Genomic DNA, 14,859 nt, shown 5'->3' on the forward strand with positions numbered 1-14,859 from the left:
TCAACCCAGGCATATCCTTGTTGTCCGGGATAAATATGAGTAGTAGTTAATAATTGTTTGGGTTTATTTAAGGGTACTCCGTAGCAGAAACGTGTTTCTGCTACGGGCAGGTACTGCGCGGTTTTAAGTGCGAATAAACTTAAACAAAGGATAGCCCCACTTTTTGAATAAATTTAATGAAACATTATATAAATATCTTTTTAATACCCGCTTTTGCCATTCAGGCAATGGCTTGCAGCAAAAAAACGGTGGGTAATGACGTAATCACTTCAACGGGTAATACACATATCTACTATGTATCGGTGAATGGCTCTGATGCTAATTCGGGTAAAATCAATACCCCTTTCCAGTCCATCAATGCCGCCTTAGATCATGCCTTGCCCGGTGATACCGTTATGGTTAGAGGTGGCAGCTATTATGATAAGGTGGTGTTTCCTAAATCGGGGGCAATGGATAAATTGATCACATTGAAGGCTTACCCCGGCGAAAGGCCGATGATAGACGGTAGTAAAATAATTGTTTCGGGCTGGGTGCCGCTGGTTACACTGAGCAATGTAAGATATATAACATTGGATGGCTTTGATATCTGCAATCTCACAAGCTCAACTTTTAATACCGATCCTGAAGGGATCGCCATCAATGGCAATTCGCACGATATCACTATCAAAAACTGCAACATTTATAACATAAAGAACAACGCATCCCTGAACGACTGGCGAAGCGGACACGCTATACTGGCAATTGGTAACGGAACTGATGCCATTACTAACCTGGTTATTACGCATTGTACTGTACATGATACGCAGACCGGTACAAGTGAAAATGTAACGCTGGCCGGTAATATTGACGGCTTTGTTTTTAGCCATAATAAAGTATATGATACAGAAAACATCGGGATAATTGTTGCCGGTGGTGATGGTTTAAATCCCAAGGGAGATGTAGCTACCAACTATGCCCGCAATGGCGTGATCAGTGATAATATTTTTCACGATAATACCATGACCAGGACCCCGGAAACCTGGGGCCCCGACAGGTACGGTGCTATCTCCATTTATGTTTGTGGCGGTGCTAATACCATTATCGAAAGAAACACAGTATACAACAGCGACCGGGGGATAGGACTGGTAAGTGAAAGCAACGTGTATGCAACCAAAACCACCATCGTGCGAAATAATTTTGTATATAACTGCTATCGCACAGGTATATACATGGGCGATTATCTGAACTACACATCCGGCGGAACTAAAAACTGTTACGTCGTAAATAATACCTTATATCAGAATAACCGTGTGCCAGGCGCTTTTGGCGAAATTGAAGGAGAGATCAGGCTTACGGAGCATTGCGACAATAACGTGATCAAAAATAACATAGTTTATGCAAGGCCCGTTGACGTATTTATTCATAAGTATACCACAACAGGCAGCAATAACATTATTGACAATAATTTATACTATACCACAGGCACTCCCCAATGGATCTGGAACAGTACTAACGGCGCACCATATACCGATTTAAATGCCTGGCGTGCAGTTAGCGGTAACGATGCCAATTCAACAAATGGGCAAGACCCTCTTTTGCTGAACACCTCGTCGCCCGATCTCCATATACAATCGGCCTCGCCTGCAAAAAATACGGGAAATGTAATCTCTGCTGATATAAATGGCACTACGGATATTGACGGAAATACACGCATTGTAAATAATAAGATAAGTAAAGGCGCACAGCAGTAAGATGTTTAATTAAAAAAGTATGCTTATGAAATGTAATGTCAATGTTTTTTTAATGCTTGGTTTTGCCGTACAGGCGTTTGGCTGCAGCAAAAAGAACGATGCGGGCGGTAATGTTACAACTACCGGAAACACTCATGTTTATTACGTAGCTGCCAACGGGTTAGAGTCAAATAAAGGAACAATTGACGCACCTTTTCAAACTATCAATAACGCGCTTTCCCATACCATTCCCGGCGATACCGTAATGGTAAGGGGTGGAGTATATAGCGAAAAAGTAGTGTTTCCCAAATCGGGAATAAAGGATAAGTATATTACGTTGAAAGCTTACCATGGCGAAACACCTATAATTGATGGCAGTGCCTTTAGCGTTAACGGGAGGGAAGCACTGATAACTATTGATAAGGCAAAGTTTATTGTTGTAGATGGCTTCGAAATACGCAATCTTAAAACCGCAACCGGCGATCCCAAAGCCATTATGGTTGAAGGTGGATCCGACTACATTATTATAAAAAACAATACGGTATACGGTATTGATTATACTCAGCTCCCGCTCAATGGAGGCGGAAATGCTATACTGATCATCGGGAATACTACCGATCCCGTAACTAATATTACCGTTACCGGGAATACAATCCATGACTGTAAAACCGGGTACGGCGAAAATTTAACCATCAATGGCTATGTTGACGGTTTTACCATCACCAATAATACCATTTATAATGCTCAAAATATTGGGATAGCTGCAGCAGGAGGCTATGCAGCAAATACTGATCCGGCACTTAACTATGCCCGTAATGGTGTTATCAGCGGCAACACTCTCTATAACATTGAAAGCAAAAGGGGGCCGCTTGGTGGACATGGCGCCATAGGTATTTATGTAGATGGCGGCAGAAATGTGATAGTAGAGAAAAACAGGGTGTCTGTTACAGATAGGGGGATTGGCGCAGTGAGCGAAACCAATGGATTCCCTACCGACCGTGTTACTATAAGGAATAACCTGGTATTTAACTGTTGGTGCTCCGGGATTTATATGGGTGGGTATTTAAATTACACAGGTGGTGGTACAAGCAACTCGGCTATAGTAAACAATACCTTGTATAATAACAACCAGGCATTAGGTGCCTTTGGCGAAATAGAAGGGGAGATAAGCATCAGGGAAGATTGTACTAACAACGTTATAAAAAATAACATCATTTATGGCGGGGCATCAGATATGTTTATTCATAAGTATACCAACCGGGGATCGGGTAATATCATAGATTATAACCTGTATTACACCACAGGCCCCGCGCAGTGGACCTGGAACGGCGTGCCCTATACCGACTATAATTTATGGAAGGCAGCCTGCGGCGGGGACGCCAGTTCAACATATGGCACCGATCCTTTATTTGTCAATACATCCGGCCTCGATTTTCACCTGCAATCATCGTCAGTAGCAAAAAATAGCGGCCAGGTGATATCTGATGGCGTTAACGGTACGGTTGATTTTGATGGTAATACGCGTATCGTAAATAAGCAGATAAGTAAAGGGGCATATCAATAATCAATACCCATTGTTTTTAATCTTGATTACAAAATGGAAAAGATTCCCACAATTAAAGAGATAGCTAAACGCTTAAAAGTAAGCCCTTCAACAGTGTCGCGTGCTCTTCATGGTCATCCCAGCATTGGCCTTGTTACTACCATGCGGGTTAATAAGGTAGCAAGCGAACTAAATTATGAGCGAAATCAAACAGCTGTATTTTTTAAACAACGAAAAACATTAACTATTGGTGTAATTGTTCCGGATTTTTCTGACGCTTTTTTTTCTTCGGCCCTTAGTGGGATAGAAGATTACGCCAGCAAAAGGAATTATAACGTTTTTATTGGGCAATCGTTAGAAAACCCTGATAAGGAAAAACGTATCCTGGAAACAATGAAAACCCATCGGTTAGATGGCATTATCATTTCGATAAGCAAAAATACCACGAATTATGAAGTGTTTGAACAATTGAAAAAATATAACATTCCTGTTGTGTTTTTTGACCGTATTCCTGGCATGGAAGATATTCATTACTCGGCTTGCAATCTCCAATCGGGAATGTTACAAGCCATTGATTGTTTAATAGAAAAAGGGCATCGTAGTATTGGGTTAATTAATGGTCCATCGCAACTGGCCGCAAGTAAAGAGCGCCTGGATGCTTATAAGCAGGGGCTTGATAAATATCAGATAGCAGTAAATGCTGACCTGATAGTCTCTTCGGATCTGTCGTCGGCGCAAAATACTTATGCTATGCGGCGGCTATTATCTTTAGCAAATAAACCTACAGCTATTATCACTTTTAACGATTATGTGGCCCGTGATGCAATTAAGTTGTTGAAGAACTATAATCTGGCTCCCAATCACGATATTAGCTTTGTCAGTTTTGCAAATTCTCCTATTTGGAGTTTTATGGATAATGCCCCAATGGCGTCCATTGAACAATTTCCCCAAAAGCAGGGCATAAAAGCGGCCGAAATACTTTTTAAAATAATTGATGATCGCATCAGTGAAGCGTCGTTAACCCCGGTTTTCCATCATGCGGTATTTGATTCCAGTATGGTGTCTCATAGAGGGCGTACCAATGTATAGGGTAAGGTTATAAAAGTCCCAATTTCGATTTGCATAAAGCATTAGCGGGTAATATTTATACAAAAAGGGGTTTACATATTTTTTAGAAATTACACTTAATAAGTTGATTGTTAAATATATATGTGAATGCTGGCCCTGAATTCTGTTAACCCTGTTAACCCCTCTTTGTTAACAGGGTAAATCCAACCCAACACTATATATCGCTTAGTATCTGAAAAATCCCAAAAAAGCGAGGCTCATCATACCGCCTCGTTTTTTTTGAATTTATAAGGCAGAGGTTGATAGGCTTGTTGTTTGTATACTCTTTAATATTCCAATTCAAAAGTTAATATTCCAATTCAAAAGTGTCACTATACTTTAATATGCTGCTCTTTTGTAAAGATTTGGGAATTTGAATGCTCAACTGCCCATTTTGATAGGCCCATTTTAACTTTTCAGAGTTGCCCAACAGGCTTACTTTTTTAATCCGTTTAATATTGTTTACAGGGAAACTTACCTCGGCCGGAAGGGTTACATTATCTTTTTCTGATAGCCAGAAGGCATATAATTTGTTTTTTGTTTTTGACCTTGTAAAATATATGTTCCCAACAGAATAAGGTATAACAGGTTCGGAAGCGTAAATTCCTTTTTCGTTAATCTTCATCCAATTCGCAATGTCCTGTAACCTTTGATAGGCAATCGGATTCCAGTCGCCATCCGGTCCGGGGGCTATATTAAGCAAGAGGTTACCTCCCCTTGAAACTATTTTTATCAGCGTTTGTACCAATTGACGACTGGGCTTAAATTCGTCATCAGGAACATAACTCCAGTATTTACCAATGGTCATACAGGTTTCCCATGGGTAGGATAAGGGCTTGTCTGGTACTTCCTGTTCGGGCGTAGTATAGTTTTCAAATTCGCCGGTCACCGTCCTGTCTACCATAATCAAACCCGGCTGATAGCTGCGGCTCATTTTTGCTATCCGGGCCATGTCAATATCCTGGTTATAGTGTTGCGGGTCGTTGTCCTTTGTAACAGATGGCCTTACCCAGCCTCCATCGAGCCATAGAATATCTATTTTACCATAGCCGGTCATTAATTCTTCAATTTGGTTGTAGGTGAAATCTTTAAATTTTTGCCAGCGCTCAGGATATCGTTGCGGATCGTAATTAACGTTATGATCTTTAGGAGGAAAGTAAGGCCACCAATAATTTTCATTATGCCAGTCGGGTTTTGAGAAATATGCCCCGATCATAAAATTGTCTTTACGGAAGGCATTGAATATTTCTTTGGTTATATTGCTTCGCGGGTTTTTCGAAAATGGAGTTTTAGGGTCGGTAATTTTATAATCTGTTTGTTTAGTATTAAACATGCTAAAACCATCGTGATGTTTAGTGGTAAATACCACATAATTCATCCCCGCAGCCTTGGCCGCTTTAACCCATTTTTCGGGGTTAAAATTGACGGGGTTGAAAGTGGTTTGGAGGTTTTCGTATGCTTTTTTATAAGTGAAATAATCATTGCTATAGGGGCCGGTACGCGTAACCCAGTCATCAGGGCAAATAGTCCAGCTTTCGGCCACACCCCATTGGCTGTATGTCCCCCAGTGCATAAATAAACCAAACCTTTGGTCTTGCCAGCGGGCAAGTTTTTGCCGTACCAGCGAATCTTTAGGAAGCTGGTACGTATCTGACATTTTATGTTCGTTTTGTGCCAATGCCGCCTGGCTGCATCCTAAAATAAACAGGCAAGGTAAAAGTTTTCGGATCATGATGGTATAATACATTGATAGTTTTGCTTTCATAGGTAGATGAGCAAACATTAATTTAAAACCAATTCAATTACCGGTATCTCACTATCGGGCTTGGTTTCCGGTAGATTTAATATCAGGTCGTTACCTGTGTCTTTTAATTTGCTATCCTGTTGTATCTCCGACGCGTCATGTAAAAACTGAACGTATTTTACTTTATCCTTATAGCCTGGTAATGTAAGTGTTTTGCCGGGATATGCTAACAAATGCACGTATAAGCGCCGGGTATTTGCATTATAGGTAAGCAGGGTATGCTCCGGGGCTACAAAGGTTTCCGGAGCTTCGGTACATCCATAAATGGAGCGGCTGTTATATTTCATCCAGGCTGCTATTCCGTCCAGCCTTTCGTTAGCACGTTTATCAAATAAACCGCGTGCAGTAGGGCCCACGTTAAGCAACAGGTTACCTCTTTTGCTTACAGCCTCTATCAGCATGGTAATTAATTGCGTGGTACTTTTCCAGCTGTTTTCGTCGCGGAAATAACCCCAGGAACCAGAAAACGTTTGGCAAGTTTCCCAGTAGGTTTTGTAATCATTTTTTTTGACCCATTCCGATAAATTTACCTGTTCGGGTGTCAGGTAATCCCAACCATCCTGGTATTCATTTAAATCGAGGCGGTTATCAATTATAATATTGGGCTGTAGTTTTTTTATTTCTTTAACGAGTTCAACAGATCCCCAGTCTTTGGCCCCTTTTCCATGTTTGCCATTATCAGGGTACGAAAAATCGAGCCATAGCATATCAATTTTGCCGTAATTGGTAAGCAGTTCTTTAATCTGGTTGTGCATATAGGTACGGTACCCGGCCATATCACGCCCTTTGTTCAGCTTATCATAATCCTCGTCCTTTTCGCTTGCCGGTTGCAAAGGGTGTAAAACATCAACGGTAAAGTCGGGATGGTGCCAATCCAACAGTGAGTAATAAAACCCTATTTTTATACCCTCGGCCCTAAAAGCATCAACAAACTCCTTTACAAGGTCTCTTTTAGCAGCGGTTTTAGTAGCCTTGTAGTCAGTATATTTTGAATCAAACAGGCAAAACCCCTCATGATGTTTAGTGGTAAGCACAGCATATTTCATCCCGGCAGCCTTAGCTTTCTTTGCCCACTCTTTGGGATTAAACAAATCTGGATTAAACTCATCAAAATAAGGCTGGTATTGCGCATCCGTCATGCGCTCCCATCTTTTTACCCATTCATGCCTTGCCGCCTGCGAATAAAGTCCCCAATGAATAAACATACCAAAGCGATCATTAGTCCACCAGGACATACGTTTGGCTTTTTGTTCGGGTGTTTCCGTTCCTATTTTCTTTTGGGCATATAAAGGGGAAAATGCAATAAAAACCAATAAAATACCTGTTAACGTTTTTTTCATTTGGCGGATAGCTGACGTTAGTTTTAAAAAGCGTGTTTAAAAAAGGAGATGTTTTACATCGATAAAATTTCATCAACCACTTCCAGTAAAGGCCTTTGAGGCTTTTCGGGATTTAGCTTTTGGTTGTCGTCCACCCATTTTCGTTCCCAGGAAAAGTAATCAGGTTCCTGAACGTTTTTACCTTGCAGATTGCTGCGCAAATAATCAAAATAAATCTCCCAGCGGGGCAAGTAATAGCTATCCATCAGACCGGCCCACTCTTTATAAGCATACTCATGCAGATTGTCTTCGGTACGCACATTTTCGCCCCAATAGGTAATTTGCATTAATTCGTTTTTTAAATTGTTTGCTTTTTCTTCCGCGGTATTGCCGTTATCTATAGCTTGTTTGAGATAGGTGTTGAGCCTGAAATATTGATCGGTATTTAAGAGATCATCTGTCAGCCTTATCATATGCAGGAATTTTGCGCTGGCTGCGTTAAATGTTTGCAGATTCTTGCTGTTATAAGCAGTTACCATTTCATTAAATGTGAGCGTGCCTTTATTAGCCAGCAGTTGCCGCACCATATTGATGAGGTCTATTTTATAAGTAGCCGAATTTTTAAGAGCAGGCGCCGCTTTTGCAAATTCTTTTACTGCGTTCGCAAATGCAACTGTGTCATAATTCCGGGTGAGCGTACCCCAACTGGAAATTGATTTAACTTTAAGTGCGGGCCTTGCGCAAAAAATAGATTCGCCAGCCCCTTCCTGGTAACCGGGAAGGCTTTGATAAATGGTTTGTAAAAATCCCTGCCAGGCGTTACTTGCATGCCCATCGCTTTTACCATAACGATATTGGGCGTATTTATCGATCCAGTTCCGGGTATCCACATGTTCCTGGCGCCAGCCCAGTTCAAGCATCAGGTCATAATCAGGAGGGTTGTTATTGATGCCTTCAGGCATAATCCCCACACCTTTAAGATAATTGCTGTAAGTGCTATTACGGGCACGGTATACCTCATCGGCAAAGCGCTGCAGTTTACCGTATACACCCGGCCGTTCGCCAAAATTGTTAACGCTGCACCATATAAACGGTGTATTATCATAAGCCTTACGTTTTTCCCAGTTATTGGTAAACTCACCAAAAAGTTCCTGTACCAATACTTTTGTTTTATCGAGGCCATCAAGCATGGCCTGCTTGGGATTATCCTGCCAGCCCTGCAATACCCATGTTGAACCGGGGTAGTAATTTTGCATCGATGCCTGTATGGCAGTGCCTGCTTTTTTCAAATCAACACCTTCCGTTTTACCACCCTCATGAAAAGGGTCGCCGGCAAAAAAATAGATGTTCTTACCGTATAATTTTTGAATTTCGCTATAGTAGATGCCGGCAATGCGGCTAAACTCAGGATCAGTGGGGTCAAGTATATCAGGTCTTTTAAAAGCACCCCAGGTACCCTGATCAATGATATGTGCTTTACTTTTGTTTTTCAATGAACTTGGCACCATGCCGTAAAAACCTTGCAATACGGGTTGTATGCCCAACTCCTGCATCCGCTTCATCATTTTCTGTTGAATCAGCTTCCTGTTGTCTATCTGGCTTTGAGGCATGGGACCTCCCCAGCCTTCAATATTTCCCATCAGCCACCATGCGGTATAAGCAGGCCCAACAATGAAACTGTTAATTTCATTTTCAGTGTATCCTATTTTCCTCAGCGTGTTTTGCCATACCGCTTCCATCCCTTCAACAGTAAGCATTGTATTAACACCATTTAACGCCATCCAGTCAAGCTCCCGTTCCCAGTCGGGCCAGCTATAAAAGCTCATGGTGTAATTATAGGTGCAGTAATTTAACGCATAACGATACTTGGCCGCAGCTTGTACGGTTACTTTTTTGTTAACATTAGGAATAGGAAACACGGGCGACATGTTATCACCCATGTGCGACATAGAACGATGGCAATAATATTTTAAATACCAGTTTATACCAACAGCTGCCGCATTGGCTCCTGAAGCATGGATAACCAGTTTATTCTTGATGGTTTGCAGTTCAACTATTTCTGAACTGGTGTTTTTTAAGGGTTCAAAAACGATATGGTTGCTTAACCACGGAGCGCGCCTTTTAACCAGTGCTTTTACAGGATCAAATTGTTGCGCTAAAAGCTGTATAGGCAATAATAAAAGTAGCAGACAGGTTAGTTTTCGCATAAAAATTTGTTGGTTTTTTCTGTTAATATGTCCGAAACTAACTAAAATTTAATGGAAAGATTATGCATAATTCTATGCCCTGGAGCCTTGAAACCTACGCAAACGTTTGTTACTGTAAAGACAAACGTTTGCGTAAGTTTTCACTGTTTTTTATCAAATATAGAGCGGGCGATATGCTAATCCTGCCTGGATAACCCCGATTGACATTAACAGCCTGGGTTATTTTACGATAGGGCGAAAAAATGTAGCCGATATTACAGTTACCTAAGGACTGCCGATAACTACGGCCTGTAACGGCCGCTGAAAAATGGAATAAAGGCGCTAAATTAGAGCAGAATTACGGATGTTAATAACCTAACCAAACTGGTGGTTTAACTCACGAGTTCGGTTGATTTTTAATATGGTCACATGATACAATATTATAAATGTTAAAATCACTCTTGAATACCCGCATAAGTTATTATAAATATTATAACCGCAGTATATTAAAAGCAACACCGCTACTGCATTTACTGGTAACCTTAACAACAATAAGCGTTAGTGCTCAAAATTTGAGTGTAAAAACTGCTTTAGCCTCAAAATCAACAGATATTACAGTGGCCACTGCTCAAAAAAGTATAAGTTTAGCTATTGATAATTCTGATTACCAGGCGGTGAAACTTGCGGCTGGCTTTTTTGCTGACGATATAAAACAGGTTACCGGAACTTCGCCTGCTATTACTACTTTGCAACACCCCGCCGCTGAAATGATTATTGCCGGCACTATTGGTAAAAGCCCAGCTATTGATAGGTTGATAGCTGCACACAAGGTCAAAGATATTATTAAAATTAAAGGCCGTTGGGAGGCTTCATTATGGCAAATAGTTGACAACCCCGCACCTGGTGTAAAAAAAGCGCTCATTATAGTGGGAAGCGATAGACGAGGGACAGTTTATGGGCTCTTACAAATTTCAAGGAAAATGGGTGTATCGCCATGGCATTGGTGGGCAGATGTTCCTACTGCTAAAAGAAAAACAGTTACGATCTCCGTACCTAAACCAACTTGGGATGAACCCGCAGTTAAATATCGCGGTATTTTTATTAATGATGAAGACTGGGGAATAAATCAATGGGCGAGGAAAAACTTTGAAAAAGATTTTGCACATGGCATTGGCCCCAAAACATATGAAAAATTATTTGAATTGATGTTGCGTTTGCGGCTCAACTATATTTGGCCTGCTATGCATGAAGTGTCTAAAGAATTTGGCGATACTCCCGAGAATGTAGCTTTGGCCGATCATTATGGTATTGTTGCAGGTTCATCACATTGCGAACCGATGCTGTATAATAACGTGCATTGGAACGAGAAACTTAAAGGTGCCTGGAATTACAGCACTAATCCTGATAGTATTTATAAATACTGGAAAGAAACTGCAAAGGACAGAAAAGACAAAGAAGCAGTTTGGACAATGGGTATACGCGGTATACATGATCGTGGTATGGAATCGCCACCGTCAGGTATACCTGAAAGGATAACCCTTTTAGAAAAGGTATTTAAAGACCAGCGAGATCTTATTAATCAATACGTCAATAAACAATGGGGGCCTGTTGCTCAATGTTTTGTTCCTTATAAAGAGGTATTGCCTGTGTATGATGCCGGCTTAAAGGTACCTGATGATGTAACTCTGATTTGGGTAGATGACAATTTTGGATACATTCGCCGCTTATCAAATCCAACCGAAAGGACGCGGTCTGGCGGTAGTGGATTATACTGGCACTTATCTTACTACGGTGGTCCTCATTCGTATACCTGGATCAATTCTACCGCCCCGGCATTGATGTGGGAAGAGTTTCATAAGGCCTGGGAAAATCAGGCCCGGACGATGTGGGTGATCAACGTAGGTGATGTTAAACCGATGGAATTGGGGATCGACTATTTTTCACGCTTATCATGGAACCCGGAAAGTCAACAGACGGATGCACAACCCCAATTTTTAAAAGCATTTCTTACAGAACATTTTAATGAAAATGTAACTACGCTTAGCGACTTGCTAACAGAATTTTATCGTTTAGGCACAGTACGAAAACCTGAATTAATGAATCGTGATTGGGCTATTTCTTTGTCAGATAACGAAGCTATGCAATTACAAGCTGATTATCAGAAATTATTAAATCTTGAAACTTCTGTAGCAAAGTCTGTACCCTTAAATAAGCAAGATCCTTATGCAGAAATGATTGGTTTTCCGGCCCGTATCATGGCAGAAACCGGACTTATATTTATGCATGACAGGGCAATTGTTTATGGCGCAAATCAATCTGCCCATCAGGTCGAGATAGATCGCCTTAAAGCAGCATTGGAATCCGAAGTTGATAATTACAACAATAAAATAGCAGGGGGGAAATGGCAATATATGATGCCGGGAACAGTAACCGGTCAAAATCTTCTATCATGGAATAGCCAGGTAGCATGGCCATGGGCTGAAACCAGGAAACCGGATACCACCAAAAAAACAATTCAGGCGGATATAACAAGAAACGCTTCATCTGCCGATGAACAAACCACAGCTGGAACCGCAAAATGGTCGGTTATAACGGGATTGGGCAATAGCGGCCGGGCTATGGCATTGACACCGGTTAATCTTAATTTATCATGGAAACCTGGTGATGTAAAAGCTCCAACATTGAATTACAATTTTAAAACTGATGGTAATTCAGCAAAGGTGAGGATTGATTTTATGCCAACTTTCAGAATTTATCCTGGTATGCAATTAAGGGTAGCCATTTTAGTTGATAATAAATTTATTTCAACAACAGAAGTGCCGGGGTCAAATGGTAAGGAAGATGAGAATGGACCTAACCGTAACCAGGGTATTAGAAATAATTACGTTAGTGCATTAATAGATTTACCATCATTAACCACCGGTACACACAAATTATCTATCAGGGCTATCGACCCTGGCGTAGTAATTGATAAAATTTCATTTTATAAAAATTAGCGTCGTTAACTTTTTTATTTATCCCCAAAGCCGACGGGCCCCAAAGAAAAGATAGATTCAGGAAACCGTCCTGCGGAAATCAGTAGGTGATTGCTGCGTGTGCTTCTTAAAGTATTTCACAAAGTACGATGGGCGCCTACGACCCATGCAAAGCTCCATTCCTTTATGGCAGGATCTGTAAAATTTGTATTGGAACATGTATAGCCGTTTTGGAGAAACGAGGGTTATGCCGGCTCATGAATATTAAACCCCTGATGGACAACAGATGATGATCAAGACCAATCTTTCAGGAATGCGGCAAAAACTTCTTTATATTGTTCTGTTACCGGTATCGTAGTATTTGCAATCTGGACAGAATTTTTGGTGACGGATTTGACTGCTTCTTTGGATACGATAAATGAGCGGTGGATTCGCAGGAAAATACTGGCCGGGAGTTTCTCTTCAAGGTTTTTCAGGCTTGTGAGGGTCAATAACGGTTTATCCTGGTTCGCCAGGAAAATCTTTACATAATCTTTAAGTCCTTCGATATAAAGGATGTCTGCTATATTAACTTTTACCAGCTGATAATCAACCTTAAGATAAATATAGTTCTTTTCAACAGGCGTTCCGGGAGTTATATTATTTTGAGCGCTTTCCAAAATCTCAAAATAATCATATGCTTTGGCAGCCGCCTTTGAAAAATCAACAAAACTAAACGGTTTCAGTAAGTAATCTAACGCGTTTACCTTAAAGCCCTCTAAAGCATATTGATCATAAGCCGTTGTAAATATAACGCGCGGACCTTTTTTCTTTCCGGTTTGCTCAATGATCCTTGCCAGTTCAACACCGCTTAGGTCGGCCATCCTGATGTCTAAAAATATCAATTGAAGGCCGGGTTGTTGATGAATAGCTTTCAGCGCTTCGATAGCGTTGCCGAACCTCCCCTGTAAATTTAAAAACGGGGTTTGTTCAATGTACGAAGTAATTAGCTTTAAAGCTATCGGTTCGTCGTCTACAGCTATGCAGTCAATTTTCATTTGAATCGGAAAGTTAAATTTACAATGAATTCCCTGATATTGGAGTCGCGGTCAACCGATAATGTGTAGCGCCCGGGATATAGCAGGTCGAGCCTTCTTTTCGTATTTACAATACCGATGCCATTACTATCTTCCAACTGAGCTGTTTGTTCTTCAAAAAGTGAATTCCTGATCTCCAGCTTCAACTCTTCGGCAGATTGGCTGACCTCTATATAAATGTAACTTGGGTGTACACCGCTGATGCCATGCTTAAAGGCATTTTCAACAAATGGCAGGAAAAGCATGGGGGCTATTTCATGATTTTTTAGGTTGACCTGTTTTTCAAAAATGATCTGTACATCATCGCTCAGTCTCAGCTTCATCAGCTTGATATAGTCCTCAATAAATTTGATCTCCTTTTCCAGGTCGGTCAGATCGCTCTTGGTTTCATAAATAACATAACGCATCATATGCGAAAGCGTGTAAACTGCATCTTTAGACGCCACTGGGTTGCTATCGGCGAGTGCATAAATGGTATGCAGGATATTAAAAAAGAAGTGCGGATTGATCTGCGCTTTTAAAAAAGAAAGCTCTGAGCTGATTTTTTCCTGTTCGGTAGCACGGAAGGCTTCCTGGTCGGCCTTAATCTTCCTGGAGACCGCGATGATTGTGCTTACTCCCAGTAAAACAAGTGCAGTTATGATAGTCCAATAATTATAAACATGGTTATCGTCAGATGATTTTTTAGCCGGGTTTTTGTAAACTTTGGTAAATACAGCCTTCCAGCCGGTTACTTCATCTAACCAATTGTTTAAGTACACAACGGAGACGAGAATAGCTATCATCAAAAGAACAAATAATACAGCCTTGTTTTTGTAAATCAATTGGGGCGTAAAATAAAACAGATTGGCATAGAATAATGTTGCCCATACCAAATGTATCAATACCTGTTTGATCCAAAATTCACCGGGGAGTTTTAAGGGCCAGGATAATGGGAATAACATTAACGCTAATAAACAGGCCACTATATAAAAGTGAACTGAGAAAAAGATCTTCTTTAAGCCAGAAAAAGCCATATCGCGAATTTTACCATAAAAATAGCGGAAAAAAAGTGCGTTTTGTTTCTCAGGCAAAACGCACTATACTGTATCAAATACAGTAGTCAACTAAATCCCATCTCACAGGGATGCTGCAAATGAC

9 protein-coding genes are annotated in these 14,859 nt (G+C 40.9%); 4 read left to right on the forward strand and 5 right to left on the reverse strand.

The features are described 5' to 3' along the window. The first annotated feature begins 176 nt into the window (after positions 1 to 176). From DIU38_RS04150 to DIU38_RS04160, 3 genes are read left to right on the forward strand one after another with little or no spacing between them, the layout of a single operon-like run. On the forward strand, positions 177 to 1,730 hold the full coding sequence (locus tag DIU38_RS04150; RefSeq protein ID WP_112654180.1) for a right-handed parallel beta-helix repeat-containing protein: 1,554 nt from the start codon (positions 177 to 179) through the stop codon (positions 1,728 to 1,730). Between the two features lie 25 nt (positions 1,731 to 1,755). Further along, positions 1,756 to 3,273 carry a right-handed parallel beta-helix repeat-containing protein gene (locus DIU38_RS04155; protein ID WP_167516079.1) on the forward strand — a complete coding sequence of 506 codons (1,518 nt, stop codon included), beginning with the start codon at positions 1,756 to 1,758 and terminating at the stop codon, positions 3,271 to 3,273. Positions 3,274 to 3,306: 33 nt separating this feature from the next. Continuing rightward, positions 3,307 to 4,341, forward strand: a complete 1,035-nt coding sequence (locus DIU38_RS04160) for a LacI family DNA-binding transcriptional regulator (protein WP_112654178.1) — start codon at positions 3,307 to 3,309, stop codon at positions 4,339 to 4,341. A gap of 325 nt (positions 4,342 to 4,666) precedes the next feature. On the opposite strand, the gene DIU38_RS04165 is transcribed toward DIU38_RS04160, so the two are convergent. The 3 genes from DIU38_RS04165 to DIU38_RS04175 are packed head-to-tail and all read right to left on the reverse strand — an operon-like array spanning position 4,667 to position 9,689. Beyond that, positions 4,667 to 6,124: an alpha-L-fucosidase gene (locus tag DIU38_RS04165; RefSeq protein ID WP_243770820.1), complete on the reverse strand. Its 1,458-nt coding sequence runs from the start codon at positions 6,122 to 6,124 to the stop codon at positions 4,667 to 4,669. A 17-nt stretch (positions 6,125 to 6,141) separates the two neighbouring features. Then, positions 6,142 to 7,503 (reverse strand): alpha-L-fucosidase, encoded by a 1,362-nt coding sequence (locus tag DIU38_RS04170; RefSeq protein ID WP_112654177.1) that lies wholly within the window; start codon positions 7,501 to 7,503, stop codon positions 6,142 to 6,144. 53 nt (positions 7,504 to 7,556) lie between these two features. Next, positions 7,557 to 9,689 (reverse strand): alpha-N-acetylglucosaminidase, encoded by a 2,133-nt coding sequence (locus DIU38_RS04175; RefSeq protein ID WP_112654176.1) that lies wholly within the window; start codon positions 9,687 to 9,689, stop codon positions 7,557 to 7,559. A 425-nt stretch (positions 9,690 to 10,114) separates the two neighbouring features. Here DIU38_RS04175 and DIU38_RS04180 point away from each other — a divergent pair, with 425 nt between their 5' ends. Further along, complete coding sequence (locus DIU38_RS04180) at positions 10,115 to 12,664, forward strand: glycosyl hydrolase 115 family protein (protein WP_112654175.1); 2,550 nt, start codon at positions 10,115 to 10,117, stop codon at positions 12,662 to 12,664. Between the two features lie 272 nt (positions 12,665 to 12,936). On the opposite strand, the gene DIU38_RS04185 is transcribed toward DIU38_RS04180, so the two are convergent. Together DIU38_RS04185 and DIU38_RS04190 are read right to left on the reverse strand one after the other, a co-directional pair. Then, the gene (locus DIU38_RS04185; protein WP_112654174.1) at positions 12,937 to 13,680 is read right to left on the reverse strand and encodes a LytR/AlgR family response regulator transcription factor; all 744 of its coding nucleotides are present in this window, start codon (positions 13,678 to 13,680) and stop codon (positions 12,937 to 12,939) included. Further along, positions 13,677 to 14,663 carry a sensor histidine kinase gene (locus DIU38_RS04190; protein ID WP_167516080.1) on the reverse strand — a complete coding sequence of 329 codons (987 nt, stop codon included), beginning with the start codon at positions 14,661 to 14,663 and terminating at the stop codon, positions 13,677 to 13,679. The genes DIU38_RS04185 and DIU38_RS04190 overlap by 4 nt, the downstream gene beginning before the upstream one ends. Positions 14,664 to 14,859 lie beyond the last annotated feature (196 nt).

Source organism: Mucilaginibacter metallidurans (assembly GCF_003286435.2).
GTDB lineage: Bacteria > Bacteroidota > Bacteroidia > Sphingobacteriales > Sphingobacteriaceae > Mucilaginibacter > Mucilaginibacter gossypii.